This window comes from Pseudoflavonifractor capillosus (genome assembly GCF_016899775.1).
In the GTDB taxonomy this organism is placed as follows: Bacteria; Bacillota; Clostridia; order Oscillospirales; family Oscillospiraceae; genus Lawsonibacter.
This window is the reverse complement of sequence record NZ_JACJJE010000023.1, coordinates 21,522-42,018: the sequence shown is the minus strand read 5'-3', so window position 1 is coordinate 42,018 and position 20,497 is coordinate 21,522. Positions and strand designations below refer to the sequence as shown.

The window sequence follows — 20,497 nt, the reverse complement described above, 5'->3', positions numbered from 1 at the left end:
GGGTATCTCAAGATGTGTCATTCGATTTTGCCGATAAAGCGGTAGAAGATTTCCACTTCCTGTTCCCGGCTTCCGTCCTCACTTTTGACCGCTTCATGGACAAGGATTTTTTCAATCAGCGTATTCAGAAGTTCAGCCGTCAATTCTGTGGGATTGACATACTGTTTCATCAGACCTATCCACTTTTCAGCGTCAACCGCTGTCTGGGCGGCGGTCTCCATCGCTTCGTGAAGCCGTTCAATTTTTACGTCCAATTCTCGCTGTTCGCCCTGATACTTTTCGGACAGCATATTGAAATTGTATTCTGTAATGCGTCCGGCAGACCAGTCCTCATACATTTTTGCAAACAGGGTGTCTACTTCTGCTTTGCGCTTTTCCGCCTTTTTCAGTTCGGCTGTCTGCCGCTTCCTTGCAGTATTGCGTTCCTTGTCGCTGGCGTTAAGTAGCCGTTTCAGAAGTTTGTCCCCATCCTGCTGTGCCAGCACAGACCAGTATTGCAGACGGGAAAGGACATAGGCGTAAAGCACATCATAGCGGATATAGTGCATGGAACACTGGTGCAATCCTTGCCCGTACTTGCTACAATGGTAGTGGGCATAGGGATTTTTGTTCTGGCTGTTCATACCATAGGCCAGCGACCAGCCGCAGTCCGCACATTTTACCAGCCCGGAAAATATCTGTGTTGTGCCGTTCTTCTGCCGTCTGCGCCTGTTGCAAATCTGCTCCTGTACTTGACGGAACACATCTTCGGAAATAATCGCTTCGTGGGTGTTCTCCACACGATACCATTCCTCTTTTGGCTTGCGTACTTTCTTCTTGTTTTTGAATGAAATGTTGGTCTGCTTATTGTGGACGCTGTGTCCGATATAGGTTTCCTCTTTCAGAATACTTTTCACCTGCGCTATCGTCCACGCATAGGCTTTTTCCTCCGGCGCTCCGGCATAGATATTTGCGAAAGTGCCGTATCTCTGGAAATTCAGCCAGCCGGGAGTAGGTACTTTTTCTTCGACCAAAATCCGTGTAATGCTGGCGGCTCCCCGGCCATGAACGGCAAGGTCAAAAATCTTTTCGATAATCCACCTTGTTTCCGGGTCAATCAGAAGATGGCCTTTCTTATCTGGGTCTTTGACATAGCCAAGCGGAGCATAGGCTCCATAGTGTGCGCCATTTGCGAACCGTGTCCGCATGGCCGCCTTTACCTTTTTGCTGGTCTGGCGGGCGTGCATTTCATTCAGAATGTTGAGGAATGGGGCAAGCTCATTCTCTCCGTTGATGGTGTCCACATTGTCATTGACAGCGATATAGCGGACGCCTTTGCTGGGAAAGTAGATTTCCGTGTACTGGCCGGTCAGAATGTAGTTTCTGCCTAAGCGGGATAAATCCTTCGTAACAACGCAGTTGATTTTCCCGTCCTCAATGTCATCAATCATTCTCTGAAAATCCGGCCTGTCAAAGTTCGTTCCAGACCATCCATCGTCGATATATTCATCTATGACATTCAGGCCATGCTCGGCGGCATATTGCCGGAGCATCATGCGTTGTGTCTGAATACTCCCGCTTTCTCCTTGCAGTTCATCGTCCCGGCTCAATCTCATATAAAGCGCCGTGTTGTAAATCGTAGTATTGTAAGGTTGTTTCACCGTAAAAATCCTCCTTCTAAAGAAACAACCCACGCTTACAATACTTTTGCTCTATGGCAATTATATCATAAGCGTGGGCGTGTTATCAATGATGGGCTATCAGGTTGAAGCGGCTTTTTCTGCGGTATGCCGCACCACATCTACAATCAGATCACCGAGGGGCTTCCCGCCTGCGGCGAAGTGTTCGGAGATTTTTATACGGTTGTTCCCACATACAAAATACTGCGTGCCGTTCTCTGCTTGTATAACCTGCCCTGTTCGGGGTGTAAAAATATCGCTTTCACTTTTTGCCATCCAGTGTCCTCCATATTCAGTTTTCAAGGTACAATGCCGCACAGAGGCGGCGAAAATTTCTGCTTATATCTATCACCTTTCCTTTACCGTGTGCCGCTGCTGACGTTTCAGTTCCGCCAGTATATCCGGCGGGATACGGTCAACCAGCCGCTGTAAATTGTCCAGTTCGCTTTTCAGCTTTGCCCGTTCCATCGTATCTTTCATCTTTCCTTTTTCGCTGGCCTTTGCCCTTGCTTCCAACTTCTCATTCTCCGCCAGCAGGTCATTGATTGTGACCTTGTACTTTTTCAACTGCCCGGAGAAATTCTCCATCTGCGGGAACCACTTTTTCAGCATGGAGAGGGCTTCCTCTTTTTTCTTTCCGGCGTTCAGCGGGTTAATGCCGTCCAGTGTGGCTTCAATGGCTCTTGCCTGCCGGGAGAGGGAAACCGCCTGTTTGAAAAGCCGGGTGGGGATATGCTTCCGGCCTGTCCTGCTGGCGCTCTCCCCACGCTCCAAGTCAGGATATTTCTCCACCATATAGGCGTGAAAATCGTCCTGCCACTTCGTCAGGTTTGCCCGGTTGCCGATAATCTCCTTTGCACACAGGCGGTTGTCCTTTGTCAGCGGAACAAAGGTCAAATGCAGGTGGGGCGTTTTCTCGTCCATGTGTACCACCGCCGACACGATATTTTCCCGTCCTACCCGGCCAATGAGGAAGTCCGCCGCCCTCTGGAAAAACGCCTGTATCTCCTTTGGGGATTTCCCCTTGAAAAACTCCGGGCTGGCAGTTACCAGCGTATCGACAAACCGTGTGCTGTCCTTGCGGGTTCGGCACCCGGCCTGTTCAATGCGGTTTTGAATGAAATGATAGTACCTGCCCTCTGGCTTGACGATATGAAAGTTGTACTTGCTCCGGCTTGTGTCAATGTCGGGGTTGCTGGCGTATTGTTCTTTCTGTCTTTCGTGATGGGCTTCCAGCGGCCTTGCCGGGTTGCCCTTGTGCTTCTCAAACCGCAAAATTGCGTGTTGTGCCATTCTGCTCCTTTCCCCATTCCTTTCCTATCCGGGGTTTTCCACAGGGAAAATCCCGCAGAAATTAGCTCGGATAGGATTGGAATGGATAGAATATAAATAAATCTTTTTAATCTTTGTATTTCTATATACCGTCAGATTTCCGTACTTCAAGAGGATTGATTTTCGTACTCGCCAAGTACGGTTTTCAGCCCTCCGGCGTACCATAACCGGATTTCTTGAAGTCGGTGTTTGGAACCGCTTCATAGGATTTCGGGTAAATGCGGTTGGGTTTTCCACAGCCCTGTTTCTGGATTTCCACCAGCCCCGCATACTGCAACTCCCGCAGGGTGTTGACCGCTTTCTGCCGCCCGCAGCGGAGCAAAGCGACCACCTCGCAGATGGGGTAGTACAGGTAGACCCGCCCGTACTCGTCCGCCCAGCCGTTCTTCCGGGACAACTCCGCCCGGCGCAGGACAAAGGCATACAGCACCTTCGCTTCGTTGCTCAAGGGCTGGAATGTGGGTGCTTCAAAAAGGAAATTGGGGAGCCGGGTGAAACTGAACGCCTTTTCCGGCTGGTGAATATAAATCGTGTTTGTCATAGCGTGTTTTGTGGACGGTTAGAGGCCCGTTTTCCGGGGCGAATGATAAATGATACCAGCCGCCCCGGTTGAGGGCTTGCGGAGCCTTGCAAATCAAGGCTTTTCCCGCTCTTAACTGTCCACAGCAGACCTCCTTTTCCGTTCACTTTCTGTTTTCTGCCGCCTGTGAACTCTGGCGGCGCAGTCCGGGCAGTATTTGCCCCGGTTGGACTTCGGGACGAACACACCGCCGCACTCCGCACAGCGTTTCAAGTCCCTGTCCCGGTAAATCTCCGCTTCCAGCGTCCTGTCCAGCGGCAAGACCGCCCAGCGGAACCACTTGCAGCAGACGGAGAACGAAATCATCTGCGGACAGGCGCAGGTGTCGCCATCGTCCAGCGCAAGGCAGTTTCCGTCCTCGCAGTTGCAGCACTCCCGGCGTATCAGGCCGCTGGCTCGTCTCTTCTGGGGCGGGGTTATGCGGTAGGGGGAGCCGTCCGGCCTGTGTTCCAGCGGCGGCAGGTGTTGATAGGGTCTTTTGCTCATGCGTCCCTCCGTTTTCTTTGGCGTGTTCTGTTTCCAAGGTGCTTGTCCATCGATGAACTATCCCAAGTCTACACCTTTTTGACCGCCTGTGCCGTATATCCAAGAGGTAGGAAATCAGCCTGAAAAACTCCCTATTTCCACGCTCTCGGATTTGTGATATAATCAAAAAAAGATAAAAGACAAATTCAGGTTTCTGGTCTTCTTGCACAAAATAAAGGAGGAGCTATTATGCAAATTGTTTATATTCCAAGCGAATCAATGTCTGTTCAAGGTAAAAAAGATGAAATCTATAAAAGATATGGGAAAGACTGGAATATTAGAGAACAGGGAGGAGGTAACGGAAATTGGTTGTTGACCAGAAAAAGTGATGTGCTTGTAGATGGAAAAAGTTATCGTACTTTTGTACTTGAACACTACGGTAAATCCAAGCTGACAGCGAAGCTTGTTGATAAATTTCGTGAAGATGTAGCAAATGGTAAAATAAAACTGTAAATGCCTATGCCGTTATGCTATGAGCATAGTACATAGCATAACGGCTTCTCTTTCGTTGAGCTAGCAAGGAGGGTGAATATGTCTTTATCCATACAAGAGCGATTAAAAGACCTACGTGTGGAGCGTGGCTTGACGCTGGGGCAGCTTGCGGAGCAGACCGGGCTTTCCAAGTCTGCGCTGGGCAGTTACGAAACGGAAGACTTCAAGGACATCAGCCACTATGCCCTTATCCGGCTGGCGAAGTTTTACGGTGTGACCGCTGATTATCTGCTGGGGCTGTCTGAAATGAAAAATCACCCAAACGCCGATCTTGCAGACCTGCGTTTGAGTGATGAAATGATTGACCTGCTGAAAAGCGGGAGGATAGACAATACCCTGCTGTGTGAGCTGGCGGCGCACCCGGATTTCCCCCGGCTGATGGCTGACCTTGAAATCTATGTGAACGGAACGGCACTGAAACAGGCGCAGGGTGCAAACGCCATAGTGGACACGATGAGCGCAACTGTTATAAAAAAGCATAATCCTGGCATGAGTGATACGCAGTTAAGACAGCTTATCACCGCCCATATTGATGAGGACGAGTTTTGCCGCTATGTGATACAACGGGACATAAACGGGATTGCCCTTGCTCTGCGGGAAACACACAAGGACGATTTTTTCAGCGTCCCAGAGGATAACCCGCTAAAAGAAATGCTGGAAACTGCTGGTGAAATCGTCAGCCAGGACAGCGACACGGAACAAGCGTACTTGGCGTTTATCTGCAAACGGCTCAAGCTGAATTTTAGGAAGCTGTCAGTAGAAGAACGGAAGTGGCTGAAAAAGATTGCGGAAAAATCCGACTTGCTGAAGAATCCAAAACCGCAGAGAGGACGAAGATAAAAAATGCCTGAACGGCGGTTCTGGTTTTTCAGAACCACCATCCAGGCATTTTGTTTAGTAATAGAAAAAGGTGCAGTTGATTATTGCGTATTGTCAATCTCTCTCAAACCGGGTAGTAAAAATACGGCAAGCGCAACGATGATAATGCCAATTCCGCAAATGACAAACCATTTCTCAACTCCCAGCCGCTCCGCCAGAGGCCCGGAAATGACAAGGCCAAACGGCATGGCGAGGGAAGCGGCGCTTGTCAGTAGAGAAAAAACTCTCCCCAGATATTCTGGTTTGACCGTTTCTTGAAAAATCGCATTTTGCACACCGTAAAATGGAGCGGAAATTCCCATAACAGTACAGCACACAACAAAGACAAGAAATGCGTCTGGCGGCAAAAGCCCGGAGAGCATATTGCTAACGCCCATCAGGAGAACGGAAAGACCGATGGTGTACCGCCGTTTCTTAAAACCGCCCCAAATGCTCAGAATGACTCCGCCAAGCAGCATACCAACCGCAAAAGCAATTTCAGCGGCAGAGGCATGGGCCGGTGTTCCTTTGAAGTATGACATACAGATGAGAGGAAAAAGCGTACTGATTGGCATATAAAAGAACATATAAATTACACCAATCCAGAGCAGAGCAAAGAGGCCCCTGTTTTGCTTTAATACCACATACCCCTCTTTCATATCCTGTAAAAACTGTTGTCTTTTCGTTTCTGGACATAGTTCAGGCGTTGGTATGGACGAAATCGCAACAGTCACACAGGCAAGGATTGCACCCACAATATCTAACAATATAATTGCATTAAGAGGCCAAACAGCATATAAAAACGCTGCGGCAGCTGGACTGATAATCGCACTTACTGCTTGCATGGTCTGCGTGTAACCAGCGCATTTTGTAAGTTCCTCTTTTGGCACAATCATAGGTGTTGCTGCGCTGAATGCTGGAGAATGAAAAGCAGTTCCCGCACTTCGGATTAACAGGACAACCATAATAGACCATACGGGCAATTCCATGTAAAACGCCACCAGCGCCAGAATACCGCCAGCGGCGGCAATTATCAAATCCGCACCAATCATTACGCTTTTACGGCTGTGCCGGTCAACAAAAGCACCTGCAAACGGGCCTAAACAGGCTTGCGGCAAAAATCCAATCAGTGTTGCCGCCGTCAATATGATTGCAGAATTAGTTTTCGCAACCAAATAAAAGATAATGGCCATTTGCAAAATACCGCTGCTAATAAAGGATATTGCTTGTCCGGCAAGAAGTGTAAAATAAGTTTTTCTCCATGAATTGTTGTTTTGGGTCATAATGCGAACCTCCTTTTTTATTGCATTGTTCCTTTGTTTCTGCAATAAAAAGCAGGCGTTGTCCCACAGAGAGGGCAGACGCCTGCATAACAACAAAGCACGAAAAAACACCACGATACAGTTCAAAGACTGCTCGTGTCAAACCTACGTGTTCCTTTGCATACGCACGCAAAAAAAGCCCACCATCATGTGGAAAGGTACTTCTACTTTTTATTGCTTATTAGCGTACACAAATTAACACACGTAAGCCTCCTTCCAATCTCAAACTGTCGCACAGTATAACACACATCCGATAGACTTGTCAACCATTTTTAACCTTGTTTTCCATCTTGTTTTTCCATCTCTTACGGGCAGTAGCAAAGCCAGGCGAGCCAGTCAACGGTCAAGATGAACGGCGCTTTCAGCGCCGCCGTTGACAGTCTCGCCCGTCTTTGCTAATGGGTAATCAAGGCGGGAAAGCCATTTTAGGGCTTTCCCGCCCATTTCAATTTTGGGAGAAGAAAGGCCCCAAAATGAACGAGTGCGGCCAAACACTTTTAGGGATTGGCCACCTTGTCCACCCATCCAGCGGGGCGGCGGGGAACGGTCAAGGCCGGGCGTCAGCCCATTCATTTCAGCCTTGACGGTTTCCTGCCGTCCTGCTACTTTTCCCGGAGTGTGGCCACACATCTGGTCACGGTGTCCAGAGCTTTGGGACTTTTTGTCCCATAGGCCGGGGGCGGAGGACGAGGGACGGGGGCTTTCATAATACGCCCTGTCTGCTGCTGAAATCAGCCCTTTGTTTCCGGCTTACCAGCCCCAAACAAAGCCCTGCTTTCCTGCCGCGTCAAATGCCCTTGCCCTCCCCGGCGGCAACGGCATTTTCACGGCAACGCCGGCAGAGCGTATAACACACTACACTTTGCTTCGCAAAGTCGTGTGCCAAATGGGGGCGTTGCCCCCTTTGGAAACCCCCACAAGAAAAGGCGGTACGCTACCCCTCCACGGGGCGCATACCGCCTTTTCTTGTTATCCAGCCCTCCGGCTGTATCGGTTGAGCAAAAGTCCGCGTGGGATTGATGTGGTATCTTTAACTTTGGGAAACTCCACGCTCCCACTTGCTCACCGCCCGGTCGGAGACGTGCAGCTGCTCGGCCAGCTCCCGCTGGGTAAGTCCCCGCTCCTTCCGCATCTGCGCAATCAGCGCGCCGGTTTTTTGCCGGTCCATCCCCATCACCTCCCAGACAGTATACCATCAGAGGGAGGAGGGAGCAACAAACGCTGCGTAGAGCGGCCAGATTGGCCCGTTTTACCGGTTCAGCCGGTAGCCCGCCCCCCACACCGTCTCGATGATTTTGGGATGGGCGGGGTCGTCCTCGATCTTGTCCCGGATTCTCCCCACATGGACGGTGACAGTGGCGCTGTCTCCCACATAGTCATAGCCCCAGATGGTCTCAAACAGGCGCTCTTTGGAGAATACGATGTTGGGGTTTTCCGCCAGAAACTTCAGCAGGGCGAACTCACGGTTGGGCATCTTGATCTCCTGGTCCCCTTTAAAGACCTTCCAGCTCTGGGGGAGGATGCGCAGGTCCCCCACCTGGATGGCGCCGTCGTCCTCCCCGCGGCCGCCGGTGAGGCGCTGATACCGGCTCAGGTGGGACTTGACCCGTGCCACCAGCTCCGCCGGGTCGAAGGGTTTTCCGATGTAGTCGTCCGCCCCCAGGCCCAGCCCCCGGATTTTGTCCACCGACTCGGTGCGGGCGGTGACCATTAAAATGGGCACGTCCACCTGGTCCCGGATGCGGCGGCACACCTCATAGCCGCTGCGCCCCGGCAGCATCAGGTCCAGCAGGATCAGATCGTAGGCCCCGGTGAGGGCGGCCTCCTCCGCCGCCCCGCCGTCAGAGATCACCTGGGCCTGAAAGCCCTCAATTTCCAGGTAGTCCCGCTCCAGCATGGCGATCTCCTCGTCGTCCTCCACAATCAGGATTTTGGCCATTTATTCCACCGCCGCACAGGGCAGGGCGATCTCAAACACCAGCCCGTGGTCGTTTCTTGCCTGAATCGAGCCCCCGTGGGCCTCGACAATATGCTTGACGATATACAGCCCCAGGCCGCTGCCCTCGCCGCCCCGGCTGCTCCGGGCCTGGTCCCCCCGCCAAAACTGTTCAAACAGGTGGGGGAGCTGGTCCTCCGGCACCCCCTGGCCGTTGTCCGCAAAGCGGATGCACTCCCGGTCCCGCTGCCGCCAGACGGTGAGGGTGAGCACCAGGGGGGAGGCGCCGGAGTACCGCACCGCATTGTCCTTTAAATTGTTGAGCACCCGCAGCAGCTGCTCCGGGTCGATCCGAACCGGGTGGGGGGCGGGGGCCCCCCGCAGCGCCACCTGGCCCCCGGAGGGGGCCAGCTCCTGCCGGGCCTCCCGGACAAATTGGGCCACAAAGTCCCCCAGATCGGCGTCACTGAGAAACAGCGGGAGGTTTCCGGTCTCCAGCTTGGAGAAGTAGAACAGCCGCTGGAGCAGACGCTCCATCTCGCATGCCTTCCGATAGGCCACGTCCAGATACTGCTCCCGCTTCTCCGGGGTGTTGGCCACTCCGTCCCGCATCCCCTTCAGATAGCCCTTCACCGAGGTAAGGGGGGTGCGCAGGTCGTGGGAGATGCCCGCCACCAGATCGGTGCGGGCCTGCTCATAGCGGGCGTTTTTCTTCTGTTCCTCCAGCAGATGCCGCCGCATATGCTCGAAGGCGGCGTATACTGAGGAGAACTCGTCCGGCCCCTTGCAGTCCAGAGGGGTGGACAGATCCCCCCGCTCCACCCGTCCAGCCGCCTGAATGATGGCGTTCACCGGCTTGAGAATCCGCCGGACCTGGTACTGGGTAAACAGAAAGCTGAGGACGCCGATAACTGCGATGGCCGCCAGGCCGATGACAGAGAAGGAGATGAGAGCCGCCTCATTCTGGGGGCGCTGCTGGCCGAACATCTCAGGGGTCTGGGGCTCCATCATGGCCACCAGGACCGCGTCTCCGCACCGGCGCCCCACGATAAAGACCCCCTGGTCCTGGAGGGACAGCGTGCCGGACTTCGGCCAGGAGGCGTTGGCGAAGATGCGGTTGTAGAGGTCCTCCTGAAACCGGTTGAGAGAGGAGTAGACTACCTGGTGGTTCTGCTCCACCGCCAGACGGTAGTCCAGCTTTGCCAGGCTCTGATCCAGCTCCCACCAGTCTCTGGCCTCCTCCGGCCAGCTGGCCAGAGTGCTCTGCACCTGGTCGGAGCGGCTGTCCGCCGCCGGGACCGCCTGGTCCTGATAGGCGCGGAATACCAGATGGAGCACACCGCCGCTTACGGTGAGAAGGGTCAGCAGGGCCAGGATCAGGGTCACCATATGGAAGAAGAAAATCTGCCGTCTCATCTCCACCCTCCGTCCTCCATTTGTTATCCAGCATAAGGGATAATTGTAAATAGGGAAGTGGGAAAATCTAAACTTTTTGCAAATTATCCTGAAAGAGCAGGGCCGGACGCCCGCCGGAGCGGACGCCCGGCCCGTTCAGCGGCCGCGCGGTTATGGGGAGAGGGTCAGGCGGTGAGCTCCTCGCCGCCGAACAGCCGCACATACTGCAGCCGCTGATAGTCCTCGATCTTTCCGGTATAGACGGTGTCCTCCAAATGGCTGTAGGCATTCCCCTGGGCGTCGGTGTACCCCACAAAGGTGAGGGCGGGGATGGTGTTCTGGAGGCTCCATAGGAACTGGCCGTAGGGATCGGTCTCAATCCCGGCGTACCGGAGCAGGTACTGCCCCAGAAAGTTCAGGCTGGACTCCTCCGGCCCCTCCTCCTCCAGGGGGTAGTTGGCCCAGATGACGAAGGGGGTCCGGTACTTGTCCATGTACTGCTCCATGGTCATATCCGACTGGGCCACCCCGTAGGCCTTGTCCAGAAACGCCTGCTCCACCGAGGGCTGGTGGTCCCCAAACATGAGGATGATGGTGGGCTCCTCCTGCTGGGAGAAGTAGTCCACCAGCATCTGAAAGGCCTGGTCCGTCTCGTTGGCCAGGGTCAGGTACTGCTCCGCCATGGGATACTTGCCCGGCTCGTCGGTGAGCTGGACCTGGGCGGGGTAGTCCTCCACAGTGTAGCTGCCGTGGTTCTGGATGGTGACGTTGAACAGGAACAGGGGCTCTCCCGCCTCCTTGTGCTCAAACTCCCAGATGATCTGGGCGAAGTCGGACCGGTCGCTCACGTAGCCGTGCTCCAGGGTCTGCTCCACGTCCATGTCCTCGCCGCACTTGAAGTCGTCGAAGCCCAGCCGGGGGTAGGCCTGGTTCCGCTGCCAGGAGGTACGCTCACCCGGGTGGAAGGCCAGAGTGCGGTACCCCTCCTCCCGCAGCAGGGAGGCCAGGGAGGGGGAGTCGTCCAGAATGTACTGCTGGTAGGGGATGCTGCCCGAGGGCAGGAAGGCCATGGAGTTCCCCGTCAGAAACTCAAACTCGCTGGCGCTGGTGCCCGCCCCGAAGACGGAGGTGTAGGCGTGGCCCCAGATCGCGTTGTCCAGGGAGCGGATGTAGTCGGTGACGCTCTCCGAGAGGGAGAGGGTGCCGAACTCCTCAAAGTCCGCCCAGGACTCGTTCATAATGGCGATGATATTGGGGTGGTCGGCGCTCACCGCCGTCTCCTCCGGGCGTTCCACCTGGTCCATGATCCAGTTCAGCCGCTGGGAAGACAGGTCCTCCGGCTCCTCCACCTCCATGAACTCCGTGTTGCGCAGAAAGGCGGCCACCGCGCCGCTCTTCTGATAGGCTCCCAACTGGTCCCACACGTCGGTCTCCACGCCGAACCGGCCCAGGGACTCGGTATGTACCGCCTGGCTCAGGCAGAAGACGCCCAGGACCAGAGAGAGACAGCGGAGGGGGGCGGTGTGCCGGTCGATAAGAAAGCGGCCCTCCCGGAATTTGTGCCGCAGGAGCCAGGCCAGAAGGGCCACCAGGGCGATTCCGGCCAGCATGGGGGCAGTGGGGGCGAAGGAGTAGCTCCCCGACACCGCAGCCGCCGTTCCCAGGGCGGTCAGGTCCCAGGGGAGCACCGGCGTCCCCCGGTACAGGACGACAAAGTAGTTGGCCGCTCCCCACACCCCGCACAGGATATGGAGAAGCAGACAGCACACCGCCGGGTAGCCCGTGGCCGCCCACAGCAGAAAATAGACCGCGCCGATGCACAGGCTGTTGGCCAGCACCACACCGGGGGCCAGCTCCCAGGGGAGGACTCCCAGAATAAACTGCATCAAATAAAAACTTGTCAGGGGCGGAAGGAGCAGCAGCGCCGCCTGCTCCAGACGCTCCCTGGTGAAAAGAGCTCTGAACTTCATAAATTTTCTCCTGTATTTAACATATATTTAACATTTAGAGCTCTATTGTACACACTTTGTCCCGGTTTGTCAAAAGGGAAAGTTCGGTGCGCCGGGCCGGGGAAAAATAAAACGCCTTTCTGACGCGAACTGCGTCAGAAAGGCATTGAAATCAAAGGACGGCTCAGCCGGGAGGCCAGGTCATGTCCCGGCCGGACAGCACGTGGAAATGCAGGTGCGGTACAGACTGGCCCGCCTGCTCTTCCCAAAGGCTGTTTTTGACAGCCTTTGGGTTCCCGGATTTTATCAATGCTCGGGCGAAATAAATTCGCCCTGCGCCAAGGTTTTGCCTGCGGCAAAACGCTTGTACGGCGCAAAAGCGCCGCCGCCGCTACGCGGCGGAATCGGCGAGCAGGCTCTCCTTATCCGGGAGGCCAGGTCATGTCCCGGCCGGACAGCACATGAAAATGTAAGTGCGGCACACTCTGGCCAGCCTGCTCGCCGATGTTGGACACCACCCGGTAGCTCTCCAGCCCCAGCTCCTTGGTGACCTTGGAGATGACGGCGAAGATGTGGGCCACCACGGCGGCGTTGTCCTCAGTGACCTCGGCCACCGAGGCGATGTGCATCTTGGGGATCACCAGAAAGTGGGTGGGGGCCTGGGGATCGATGTCGTAGAAGGCGTAGCAGACCTCGTCCTCATAGACCTTGTTGGAGGGGATCTGTCCCTCCGCGATCTTGCAGAACAGACAATCGCTCATAAACGGAAGTCCTCCTTTCCTGGGCGGAGACCGCCCGATTCATTCGTTCCCATTGTAGCACGCTTTTGGGAGAAGCACAACCTCACTGCACGTGGACGTGGTCGTTGATGTGCTTCATGCAGTAGCAGTAGTAGCCGTTGCACTTGGAGCAGTACCGGAACTCCATGTTGGGGTCGTCCGCGTCGGTGATGCCGCACACGGCGCACTTGTGGAGGTAGCCCTTGTGCTCCCGGACCTGCTTTTGGGCCTTTTTGAAGTTGATGGTCTGAGGATTGGTGCGGTAGGCGGCCCGCTGCCCGGTGCGGCGGACAATGCCCATCAGGTCCTCCCAGAAGAAGATGAGGTAGTTGAGGATGGCCACCAGGGGCAGGACTGCGGTGATCCACTGGCGGGAGAAGATGCTGAAGAAGAAGTCAAAGGCAAACAGCGCCGCGTCGATCCAGGCCAGCCACTTCACCTTCAGGGGCAGGATACCGTACAGCAGCACCTGCAGGTCGGGGTACAGGGTGGCGAAGGCGAAGAACATGGACATGTTGATGTAGTACATGGAGGTGCCGCCCATCAGGAAGCCCACCAGAATGTTCAGCACCACGCCCAGACCGTAGAAGACGGTAAAGCGGGGAGTGCCCCACTGCCGCTCCAGGGAGTTGCCGATGTAGTAGTAAAACAGAGTGGTCATGGCGAACCACAGGATGCTGAACATGTCATTGGGGTTGTAGCCGCTGGTGGGGACGAAGATAAAGCTGATAATCCGCCAAATCTGTCCCTGCAGAATCAGCGGGCTGGAGAAAGAAAACAGCCAGGAGACATATCCGCGGGAGAACATATCCAGGAAGTACACCAGCACGTTGCCGATGACGATAAACTTCATCAGATTGGGAATGCCGAAGTTGGGGTGATTATAACAGAAGCGGTCCAGCCAGCGGGAAATGGCCTTCATGGACAGCCCTCCTTTTGTGATGATAATTGGGCATACAAGCAACATTGTATCCGCTTTCCGGGGAAATGTCTATAACCAAAGTGTAAACATTTTCGGCGGGGAACAAACCTGCCCTTCCCCTGGGCGGCAAATCGTGATACAATAGCATCCGCGAAAAACGGGCCGGAACGGCTCAAAAAATAGATTTATTTTTCGAGAAGAGAGAGGAACGGTATCTATGAGCATCGTAAAGGATATGTCCCTGGCCCCCTCCGGCCACCAGAAGATCCAGTGGGTGCGGGACTTCATGCCCGCCCTCAGCGGCATTGAGGAGCGCTTCCGCCGGGAGAAACCCTTCGAGGGGCTGACCATCGCCGTCTCCGTCCATTTGGAGGCCAAGACCGCCAACCTGGGTCTGGTCCTCCGGGAGGGGGGCGCCAAGGTGTACCTCACCGGCTGCAACCCCCTGTCCACCCAGGACGACGTGGCCGCCGCCATGGCCGACCTGGGGGTGGAGACCTTCGGCGTCCACGGGGTGGACATGCAGGGGTATGAGGACCTGCTGGTGGAGACCCTGAAGTGCCGCCCCCACCTGATCGTGGACGACGGGGGCGACCTGATCTCCCTGATGGGGGGCAAGTGCGCCCAGTACGGGGACCGGCTGCTGGGGGGCTGTGAGGAGACCACCACCGGCATCCACCGCCTGTACGCCCGGGAGCGGGCGGGCATCCTCCCCTGCCCCATGATGGCGGTGAACGACGCCAAAGCCAAGCACTACTATGACAACAAGTACGGCACCGGGCAGTCCTCCTGGGACGCCATCATGCACACCACCAACCTGATGGTGGCGGGCAAGACGGTGGTGGTGGCCGGCTACGGCTGGTGCGGCAAGGGCATCGCCATGCGGGCCAAGGGCATGGGGGCCGACGTGATCGTCACCGAGGTGGACCCCTTCAAGGCCCTGGAGGCAACCATGGAGAATTTCCGGGTCATGCCCATGGATGAGGCGGCCAAGTACGGGGACATCTTTGTCACCGCCACCGGCTGCAAGGACGTGATTGTGGAGCGCCACTTCCAGGTGATGAAGGACAACGCCATTTTGTGCAACTCGGGCCACTTCGACTGCGAGGTGGACGTGAAACGGCTGGCCGAGCTGTCTGTGGAGCGCTTCCCCCGCCGGGAGAACATCGAGGGCTTCCGCCTGCCCGACGGGCGCACCCTGAACGTGCTGGCCGAGGGCCGTCTGGTGAACCTGGCGGCGGGCAACGGCCACCCGGCGGAGATTATGGACATGTCCTTCGCCGTCCAGGCCCTGTCCCTGGAGTGGATGGCCAAGCACGCCGGACAGCTGGAGAAGAGGGTCTACAACGTCCCCGAGGAGATCGACGACCAGATCGGCCGGGTGAAACTGGCCGCCATGGGCCTGTCCATCGACACCCTCACCCAGGAGCAGAAGGACTATCTGGCTGGCTGGGAGGCGTGACCGGCCGCCCGGCGGCCGCGTCCGCCGGGCGGGCCAAAATTTTCTCCGGGCTATTCTATTCCTTGGGAAGGTTTGTTATAATAACGGTACGATCATACTCTGGGGGCGTGCGCCCCCGGTTTTATTTGGAGGTTCTATGGAGCGGTTTGAACAGCTGGCGGCGGCGCTGAGACAGTCCTGCCCCGCCCTGGAATTGAGAGAGCATGAGCCCATGGCCCGCCACACCACCTTCCGCATCGGCGGTCCGGTGCGGCTGATGGCTATGCCCCGCAGCGAGGGGGAGGTGCTCTCCTGCCTGAGAGAGGCGGAGCGGGCCCAGGTTCGGCTGGTGGTGCTGGGCAACGGCTCCAATCTGCTGGCGGCGGACGGGGAGATCCCGTGCTTCGCGGTGCTGCTCACCGGCCTGGACGCCCTGGAGCGGACGGGGGAGCGGGAGATCTGGGCCGGGGCGGGGGTGTCTCTGGCCCGGCTGGCCTCGTTTGCCGCCCAGGAGGGGCTGGCGGGCCTGGAGTTTGCCCACGGCATCCCGGGGACCCTGGGGGGCGGCGTGCTGATGAACGCCGGCGCCTACGGGGGCGAGATGGTCCAGGTGGTGAAGGAGGTCACCGCCGCCGGGAGAACCGGCGGCGTGGAGACGGTTCCGGCGGAGCAGTGTGGGTTCTCCTACCGCCACAGCGTATTTTCAGATGGAGCGCGCGTCATTCTGGGGGCGAAATTTCAGCTGGAGCCGGACGACCCAGCCGCCATCCGCGGCCGCATGGACGAACTGGCCCGGCGGCGGAAGGAGAAGCAGCCCCTGGAATACCCCAGCGCCGGCTCCATGTTCAAGCGGCCGGCGGGGCACTTCGCTGCCGCTCTTATCGAACAGTGTGGGCTGAAAGGCCTCACCGTGGGCGGGGCCCAGGTGTCCGAGAAGCATGCGGGCTTTGTTATCAACCGGGGCGGGGCCACCTGCGCCGATGTGCTCGCCCTGGTGGACCAGGTGAAGGAGCGGGTGCTCCAGCAGACCGGCGTGGAGCTGGAGATGGAAGTGCGGGTACTGCGGTAAGATGGACGGATATACGAGAGAGGACCTGTCCGAGTCTTTGACCGCCGTTGAGTCGATCATTCACAAGTGCGAGGAGGCCCAGAAAAAGTTTTCTCCGGGCACCTCCCACCACACCCTGCTGAAGCGGCGGCTGAAGGCCATGTACCTGTCCCGGGCGCTGATCCTCCGGGAGCTGGCCGGGGACGGCGGCAGAGAGAAATAGAGGTGTACAGCCATGGAATTTATCATCATCTCCGGTCTGTCCGGGGCGGGCAAGAGCCGGGCGGCCTCCATCATGGAGGACATGGGCTTTTTCTGCGTGGACAATCTGCCCGCCCCCCTGATCCCAAAGTTTGCCGAGCTGGGGATGGGGGGCAACGGGGAGTACGACCGGGTGGCCCTGGTCACGGATGTCCGGGGAGGCACCAACTTTGACGGCCTGTTTCAGGCTCTGGATGGCCTGAAGGCCATGAAGTGCGGCTACCGCATCGTGTTCATGGAGGCCTCCGACCCGGTGATCATCCGCCGGTACAAGGAGACCCGCCGGAATCACCCCCTGGCGGAGGAGTGCGGTTCTCTGGAGGAGGCCATCGCCCTGGAGCGGAACATGCTCGCCCCCTTAAAGGAGCGGGCCGACTGGGTGATCGACACCTCCAACCTGTCCACCCGGGCCCTGCGGGGGGAACTGCTGCGGATGTTTTCCAAAAATGCGGCGGAACGGTCCATGGAGGTGCGGGTGATGTCCTTCGGCTTCAAGCACGGCATCCCCGCCGAGGCCGACCTGGTCTTTGATGTGCGCTTCCTGCCCAACCCCTACTACGTGGCCGAGCTGCGGCCCCTCACCGGCCTGGACGCGGGGGTGCGGGACTACGCCCTGTCCTCCCCCCAGAGCCAGGAGTTTTTGAAGAAGCTCACCGACTTTGTCACCTACCTGCTGCCCCGGTACCTGGAGGAGGGCAAGGCCGCCCTGGTCATCGCCGTGGGCTGCACCGGGGGACACCACCGATCGGTGGCGGTGGCCCACGCCCTGGCGGAGACCATCCGCGGATTGAACTACCCGGTGACCGAGAGCCACCGGGACATGGGGCGGACATAGAGCCTTTTGTTTTGAAGCCTGACACAAGCAAGAGAGGAGATCGCTATGCTGGAGATGCTGCCCAACGCCCAGCAGTGGGAGCGCGGTCCCAAGATCACCGCCATCGGCGGCGGGACCGGACTGTCCACCATGCTCCGGGGCTTGAAGAAATATACCCGAAACCTCACCGCCGTGGTGACGGTGGCCGACGACGGCGGGGGGTCCGGCGTGCTCCGCCGGGACATCGGCATGCCCCCGCCCGGGGACATCCGCCACTGCATGGAGGCCCTGGCCAACGTGGAGCCCATCATGCAGCGGCTGCTCACCTACCGCTTCACCGAGGGAGGGCTGGCCGGTCAGTCCTTCGGCAATCTGATCCTGGCCGCCCTCAACGGGGTCACCGGCTCCTTTGAGGAGGCGGTGTCCCAGATGAGCCAGGTGCTGGCCATCACCGGCCGGGTGCTGCCGGTGACCAGCGCCGACGTACAGCTGGAGGCCGTCTTTGAAAACGGCGCCCGGGTGGTGGGGGAGTCCAAGATCTGCGACGTGAAGAAGCAGCAGGACTGCCGCATCCACCACGTGGAGCTGATCCCCGCCAAGCCCAAGGCCCTGCCCGCCGCCCTGGAGGCCATCCGGGAGGCCGACCTGCTGCTGCTGGGGCCGGGGAGTCTGTACACCAGCGTCATCCCCAACCTGCTGGTGGCCGGGGTGCCGGAGGCTATCCGGGAGTCGGACGCCCTGAAAATTTACATCTGCAACATTATGACCCAGGACGGGGAGACGGAGGGGTACACCGCCGCCGACCACCTGGAGGCTCTGATGGACCACGGGGCCAAGGTGGACCTGTGCCTGGCCAACTCCGCCCCGGTGGGGGAGGGGCTGGTGGAGCGCTACCGGGCGGAGGACGCCGCCCCCCTGGTGGTGGACCGGGAGCGGATCTCCGCCATGGGCCTGGAGCTGGTGGAGCGGCCGGTGGCCTCTGAGGGGGGCGACTACGCCCGCCACGACCCGGATAAGCTGGCCGCGGCGGTGCTGGAGCTCTACCGCCAGCGGGCCGTGCGCATTTTCCGGGGCAAGAACCGCTATATCATAGAGGAGTGAGGGCATGACCTTTGGAGGAGAGGTAAAAAACGAGCTGTGCCGCCTGGAGGTGCATAAGAAGTGCTGCGCCCAGGCGGAGGCCTACGGGGTGCTGCTCTACTGCAACACCTTCAGCGGGGACGAGGTGCGCATCGTCACCGAGCACGAGGCCTTTGCCCAGCGGCTGCCCGTTTTGTTCAAAAAGGCCTTCCGGCTCACCTTCGACCGCCTGCCCCAGGGGGAGGGGAAGTACATCTTCTCCATCCAGGACCCCGGCAAGCTGGAGATTATCCATCAGACCTACGGTTCGGACCGGACGGCCCTGGCCCTGCACATCAACTTCGCCGTGCTGGAGGAGGACTGCTGCCGGGCCTCCTTCCTGCGGGGGGCCTTTCTGGCCGGGGGCTCGGTGACCGACCCGAGAAAGGGGTACCATCTGGAGCTGGCCACCTCCCACCACAGCGTCAGCCGGGAGATGCTGGCCCTTATGCGGGAGGAGGACTTCTCCCCCAAGGATGCCCAGCGGAAGGGCAATTCGGTCATCTACTTCAAGCAGAGCGAGTCCATCGAGAACTTTCTCACCGCCGTGGGCGCCCCCCTGTCCGCCATGGAGGTGATGAACGCCAAGCTGGAGAAGGATTTACGGGGGAGCGTGAACCGGCGGGTGAACTGCGACGCCGCCAACCTGGACAAGGTGGTGGAGGCCGCCCAGGCCCAGCTGGAGGCCATCCGGCGGCTGGAGCGGGACAAGGTGCTGGAGAAGCTGCCGGACAAGCTCCAGGAGGCCGCCCGCCTGCGGATGGACCACCCGGAGGACACCCTGTCCCAGCTGGCGGAGCGCTGCGACCCGCCGGTGACAAAATCTGCCTTGAACCACCGCCTGCGCAAGCTGGTGGAGCTGGGGAACCTTGAGGAAAAGGAATAGGGACCCTATGCTTCACGTCATATGTTATGTGGTCGCGGCGGTGCTGAATCTGGTGTGGCTGCTGCTGGGGGACGAGCTCCATCTGACCCACCAGCTGGCCGTCCCGGTGCTGACCGTGGTCATCGCCGGGGCGGGGGTGCTGTTGCGCCTGCGGACCCTGCCCAGGACGGTCTGGAGGCGGTATCTGCGGGGGAGCTTGTGGGTGCTGTTTTGCTACTATTTGTTCCTGCTGCTGGTTCTGCTGTTTTTCGGCGGCTTGTTCCACATGGACCGGGGCTGGGGAGGCACCGTGAACCTGGAGCCCTTCCACACCATCCGCAATTACATCCGCTTCTACCGCAACACCGGCAGCTATGTGAGCATTATGAACCTGCTGGGCAACGTGGCCATCATGGTCCCCCTGGGGGTGCTGCTGCCCCTGCTGTTCCGGGGGATGCGGCACTTCTGGACCTTCCTGCCCCTGGCCGCCCTGGTGTCCGTGGGGGTGGAGTATATCCAGTGGTGCACCGCCACCGGGGCCGCCGACGTGGACGACTCCATTTTGAATTTCCTGGGGGCCTTTTTGGGGTACTTCTTTGTGCGGGTGTGTCAGATGGGGTATGCCGCCTATGTGCGGCGGCGTCAGAAAGGAGAATTACTGTGAGTGAGACCATAAAATTTCGAAGTGCGGTCCCGGGGGATGAGGGACTGATTTTGACCTTTATCCGTGAACTGGCCGACTATGAGGGGATGCTGGACCAGGTGGTAGCTGACGAGGATACCCTTCATACCTGGATCTTTGAAAAGGAAAAAGCGGAGGTCCTCTTTGTCCTGGAGGGGGAGACTGAGGTGGGCTTCGCCCTATTTTTCCACAACTTTTCTACCTTTTTGGGCCGGGCGGGCCTCTACCTGGAGGATTTGTACGTCCGGCCAGAGTGCCGTGGAAAGGGCTATGGAAAGGCCCTGTTTCAGAAATTGGCGCAGATTGCCCTGGAACGGGGCTGCGGCAGGATGGAGTGGTGGTGCCTGGATTGGAACCAGCCCTCCATTGACTTTTACACCAAAGGTATGGGCGCTGAGCCCATGAGCGACTGGACGGTTTACCGCCTGGCTGGGGAGACCTTGAAACGGACGGCAAATCAGCTATAAGCAGCGGGGCGCTCTGAGTTTCTGAGGGAACTCCCATGTGGACGACTCCATT

At 57.9% G+C, this 20,497-nt stretch carries 23 protein-coding genes and 1 pseudogene; 10 read left to right on the top strand and 14 right to left on the bottom strand.

All coding sequences use genetic code 11. The features are described from left to right. Positions 1 to 17 precede the first annotated feature (17 nt). The 5 genes from H6B31_RS09030 to H6B31_RS09010 all read right to left on the bottom strand — a co-directional run bounded on the left by H6B31_RS09030 (position 18) and on the right by H6B31_RS09010 (position 4,056). A complete protein-coding gene (locus H6B31_RS09030) occupies positions 18 to 1,640 on the bottom strand; it encodes a recombinase family protein (protein ID WP_002334812.1) in 1,623 nt (540 codons plus the stop codon). A 99-nt stretch (positions 1,641 to 1,739) separates the two neighbouring features. After that, on the bottom strand, positions 1,740 to 1,934 hold the full coding sequence (locus H6B31_RS09025) for a hypothetical protein (protein ID WP_002334813.1): 195 nt from the start codon (positions 1,932 to 1,934) through the stop codon (positions 1,740 to 1,742). A gap of 72 nt (positions 1,935 to 2,006) precedes the next feature. After that, on the bottom strand, positions 2,007 to 2,951 hold the full coding sequence (gene mobV, locus H6B31_RS09020) for a MobV family relaxase (RefSeq protein WP_002334814.1): 945 nt from the start codon (positions 2,949 to 2,951) through the stop codon (positions 2,007 to 2,009). A gap of 184 nt (positions 2,952 to 3,135) precedes the next feature. Continuing rightward, positions 3,136 to 3,531 (bottom strand): replication initiator protein A, encoded by a 396-nt coding sequence (locus H6B31_RS09015; RefSeq protein WP_002575861.1) that lies wholly within the window; start codon positions 3,529 to 3,531, stop codon positions 3,136 to 3,138. 111 nt (positions 3,532 to 3,642) lie between these two features. After that, on the bottom strand, positions 3,643 to 4,056 hold the full coding sequence (locus H6B31_RS09010; protein WP_002575860.1) for a cysteine-rich VLP domain-containing protein: 414 nt from the start codon (positions 4,054 to 4,056) through the stop codon (positions 3,643 to 3,645). A 228-nt stretch (positions 4,057 to 4,284) separates the two neighbouring features. On the opposite strand from H6B31_RS09010, the gene H6B31_RS09005 reads away from it, so the two are divergent. Together H6B31_RS09005 and H6B31_RS09000 are read left to right on the top strand one after the other, a co-directional pair. Further along, entirely contained in the window at positions 4,285 to 4,548 is a 264-nt protein-coding gene (locus H6B31_RS09005; RefSeq protein ID WP_002575859.1) for a hypothetical protein, read from the top strand. A gap of 78 nt (positions 4,549 to 4,626) precedes the next feature. Then, positions 4,627 to 5,427, top strand: a complete 801-nt coding sequence (locus H6B31_RS09000; protein ID WP_002575858.1) for a helix-turn-helix domain-containing protein — start codon at positions 4,627 to 4,629, stop codon at positions 5,425 to 5,427. Between the two features lie 80 nt (positions 5,428 to 5,507). Here H6B31_RS09000 and H6B31_RS08995 read toward each other — a convergent pair whose 3' ends face one another. The 9 genes and pseudogenes from H6B31_RS08995 to H6B31_RS08955 all read right to left on the bottom strand — a co-directional run bounded on the left by H6B31_RS08995 (position 5,508) and on the right by H6B31_RS08955 (position 13,748). Beyond that, entirely contained in the window at positions 5,508 to 6,728 is a 1,221-nt protein-coding gene (locus H6B31_RS08995) for a Mef(A)/Tet(V) family efflux MFS transporter (RefSeq protein WP_002584949.1), read from the bottom strand. 375 nt (positions 6,729 to 7,103) lie between these two features. After that, a complete protein-coding gene (locus tag H6B31_RS08990; protein WP_007886029.1) occupies positions 7,104 to 7,397 on the bottom strand; it encodes a hypothetical protein in 294 nt (97 codons plus the stop codon). Between the two features lie 400 nt (positions 7,398 to 7,797). Continuing rightward, positions 7,798 to 7,935 (bottom strand): helix-turn-helix domain-containing protein, encoded by a 138-nt coding sequence (locus H6B31_RS08985; RefSeq protein WP_204898205.1) that lies wholly within the window; start codon positions 7,933 to 7,935, stop codon positions 7,798 to 7,800. 81 nt (positions 7,936 to 8,016) lie between these two features. Then, positions 8,017 to 8,706, bottom strand: coding sequence for a winged helix-turn-helix domain-containing protein (locus H6B31_RS08980; protein WP_204898204.1), 690 nt, complete (start codon positions 8,704 to 8,706; stop codon positions 8,017 to 8,019). Then, complete coding sequence (locus H6B31_RS08975; protein WP_204898203.1) at positions 8,707 to 10,119, bottom strand: sensor histidine kinase; 1,413 nt, start codon at positions 10,117 to 10,119, stop codon at positions 8,707 to 8,709. 164 nt (positions 10,120 to 10,283) lie between these two features. Beyond that, positions 10,284 to 12,068, bottom strand: coding sequence for an LTA synthase family protein (locus H6B31_RS08970; RefSeq protein ID WP_204898202.1), 1,785 nt, complete (start codon positions 12,066 to 12,068; stop codon positions 10,284 to 10,286). 163 nt (positions 12,069 to 12,231) lie between these two features. Then, positions 12,232 to 12,309: pseudogene (locus tag H6B31_RS17805) on the bottom strand (HIT domain-containing protein); the annotation flags it as partial. Between the two features lie 160 nt (positions 12,310 to 12,469). Continuing rightward, complete coding sequence (locus H6B31_RS08960) at positions 12,470 to 12,808, bottom strand: histidine triad nucleotide-binding protein (protein ID WP_204898201.1); 339 nt, start codon at positions 12,806 to 12,808, stop codon at positions 12,470 to 12,472. 82 nt (positions 12,809 to 12,890) lie between these two features. Further along, entirely contained in the window at positions 12,891 to 13,748 is an 858-nt protein-coding gene (locus tag H6B31_RS08955) for a rhomboid family intramembrane serine protease (protein WP_243418951.1), read from the bottom strand. A 217-nt stretch (positions 13,749 to 13,965) separates the two neighbouring features. Here H6B31_RS08955 and H6B31_RS08950 point away from each other — a divergent pair, with 217 nt between their 5' ends. The 8 genes from H6B31_RS08950 to H6B31_RS08915 all read left to right on the top strand — a co-directional run bounded on the left by H6B31_RS08950 (position 13,966) and on the right by H6B31_RS08915 (position 20,445). Continuing rightward, on the top strand, positions 13,966 to 15,210 hold the full coding sequence (locus H6B31_RS08950) for an adenosylhomocysteinase (RefSeq protein ID WP_204898200.1): 1,245 nt from the start codon (positions 13,966 to 13,968) through the stop codon (positions 15,208 to 15,210). Positions 15,211 to 15,346: 136 nt separating this feature from the next. Further along, on the top strand, positions 15,347 to 16,258 hold the full coding sequence (gene murB / locus H6B31_RS08945; protein WP_204898199.1) for a UDP-N-acetylmuramate dehydrogenase: 912 nt from the start codon (positions 15,347 to 15,349) through the stop codon (positions 16,256 to 16,258). Position 16,259: 1 nt separating this feature from the next. Then, entirely contained in the window at positions 16,260 to 16,460 is a 201-nt protein-coding gene (locus H6B31_RS08940; RefSeq protein ID WP_204898198.1) for a hypothetical protein, read from the top strand. 12 nt (positions 16,461 to 16,472) lie between these two features. Continuing rightward, complete coding sequence (gene rapZ / locus H6B31_RS08935) at positions 16,473 to 17,333, top strand: RNase adapter RapZ (RefSeq protein WP_087291497.1); 861 nt, start codon at positions 16,473 to 16,475, stop codon at positions 17,331 to 17,333. A gap of 45 nt (positions 17,334 to 17,378) precedes the next feature. Next, positions 17,379 to 18,413 carry a gluconeogenesis factor YvcK family protein gene (locus tag H6B31_RS08930; RefSeq protein ID WP_243418950.1) on the top strand — a complete coding sequence of 345 codons (1,035 nt, stop codon included), beginning with the start codon at positions 17,379 to 17,381 and terminating at the stop codon, positions 18,411 to 18,413. Between the two features lie 4 nt (positions 18,414 to 18,417). Then, a complete protein-coding gene (whiA, locus tag H6B31_RS08925) occupies positions 18,418 to 19,317 on the top strand; it encodes a DNA-binding protein WhiA (protein WP_204898197.1) in 900 nt (299 codons plus the stop codon). A gap of 7 nt (positions 19,318 to 19,324) precedes the next feature. After that, positions 19,325 to 19,960 carry a VanZ family protein gene (locus H6B31_RS08920; RefSeq protein ID WP_204898196.1) on the top strand — a complete coding sequence of 212 codons (636 nt, stop codon included), beginning with the start codon at positions 19,325 to 19,327 and terminating at the stop codon, positions 19,958 to 19,960. Next, the gene (locus H6B31_RS08915) at positions 19,957 to 20,445 is read left to right on the top strand and encodes a GNAT family N-acetyltransferase (protein ID WP_346014060.1); all 489 of its coding nucleotides are present in this window, start codon (positions 19,957 to 19,959) and stop codon (positions 20,443 to 20,445) included. The genes H6B31_RS08920 and H6B31_RS08915 overlap by 4 nt, the downstream gene beginning before the upstream one ends. Positions 20,446 to 20,497 lie beyond the last annotated feature (52 nt).

What these genes read in the sequence shown, in the direction of transcription:
- H6B31_RS08960 (WP_204898201.1), bottom strand. Translation starts at nt 12,808, where the DNA reads ATGAGCGATTGTCTGTTCTGCAAGATCGCGGAGGGACAGATCCCCTCC.
- H6B31_RS08970 (WP_204898202.1), bottom strand. Translation starts at nt 12,068, where the DNA reads ATGAAGTTCAGAGCTCTTTTCACCAGGGAGCGTCTGGAGCAGGCGGCG.
- H6B31_RS08940 (WP_204898198.1), top strand. Translation starts at nt 16,260, where the DNA reads ATGGACGGATATACGAGAGAGGACCTGTCCGAGTCTTTGACCGCCGTT.
- H6B31_RS08955 (WP_243418951.1), bottom strand. Translation starts at nt 13,748, where the DNA reads ATGAAGGCCATTTCCCGCTGGCTGGACCGCTTCTGTTATAATCACCCC.
- rapZ (WP_087291497.1), top strand. Translation starts at nt 16,473, where the DNA reads ATGGAATTTATCATCATCTCCGGTCTGTCCGGGGCGGGCAAGAGCCGG.
- H6B31_RS09010 (WP_002575860.1), bottom strand. Translation starts at nt 4,056, where the DNA reads ATGAGCAAAAGACCCTATCAACACCTGCCGCCGCTGGAACACAGGCCG.
- H6B31_RS09015 (WP_002575861.1), bottom strand. Translation starts at nt 3,531, where the DNA reads ATGACAAACACGATTTATATTCACCAGCCGGAAAAGGCGTTCAGTTTC.
- mobV (WP_002334814.1), bottom strand. Translation starts at nt 2,951, where the DNA reads ATGGCACAACACGCAATTTTGCGGTTTGAGAAGCACAAGGGCAACCCG.
- H6B31_RS08975 (WP_204898203.1), bottom strand. Translation starts at nt 10,119, where the DNA reads ATGAGACGGCAGATTTTCTTCTTCCATATGGTGACCCTGATCCTGGCC.
- H6B31_RS09025 (WP_002334813.1), bottom strand. Translation starts at nt 1,934, where the DNA reads ATGGCAAAAAGTGAAAGCGATATTTTTACACCCCGAACAGGGCAGGTT.
- murB (WP_204898199.1), top strand. Translation starts at nt 15,347, where the DNA reads ATGGAGCGGTTTGAACAGCTGGCGGCGGCGCTGAGACAGTCCTGCCCC.
- H6B31_RS08930 (WP_243418950.1), top strand. Translation starts at nt 17,379, where the DNA reads ATGCTGGAGATGCTGCCCAACGCCCAGCAGTGGGAGCGCGGTCCCAAG.
- H6B31_RS09000 (WP_002575858.1), top strand. Translation starts at nt 4,627, where the DNA reads ATGTCTTTATCCATACAAGAGCGATTAAAAGACCTACGTGTGGAGCGT.
- H6B31_RS08920 (WP_204898196.1), top strand. Translation starts at nt 19,325, where the DNA reads ATGCTTCACGTCATATGTTATGTGGTCGCGGCGGTGCTGAATCTGGTG.
- H6B31_RS08950 (WP_204898200.1), top strand. Translation starts at nt 13,966, where the DNA reads ATGAGCATCGTAAAGGATATGTCCCTGGCCCCCTCCGGCCACCAGAAG.
- H6B31_RS08980 (WP_204898204.1), bottom strand. Translation starts at nt 8,706, where the DNA reads ATGGCCAAAATCCTGATTGTGGAGGACGACGAGGAGATCGCCATGCTG.
- H6B31_RS08990 (WP_007886029.1), bottom strand. Translation starts at nt 7,397, where the DNA reads ATGTGTGGCCACACTCCGGGAAAAGTAGCAGGACGGCAGGAAACCGTC.
- H6B31_RS09005 (WP_002575859.1), top strand. Translation starts at nt 4,285, where the DNA reads ATGCAAATTGTTTATATTCCAAGCGAATCAATGTCTGTTCAAGGTAAA.
- whiA (WP_204898197.1), top strand. Translation starts at nt 18,418, where the DNA reads ATGACCTTTGGAGGAGAGGTAAAAAACGAGCTGTGCCGCCTGGAGGTG.
- H6B31_RS08995 (WP_002584949.1), bottom strand. Translation starts at nt 6,728, where the DNA reads ATGACCCAAAACAACAATTCATGGAGAAAAACTTATTTTACACTTCTT.
- H6B31_RS08985 (WP_204898205.1), bottom strand. Translation starts at nt 7,935, where the DNA reads ATGGACCGGCAAAAAACCGGCGCGCTGATTGCGCAGATGCGGAAGGAG.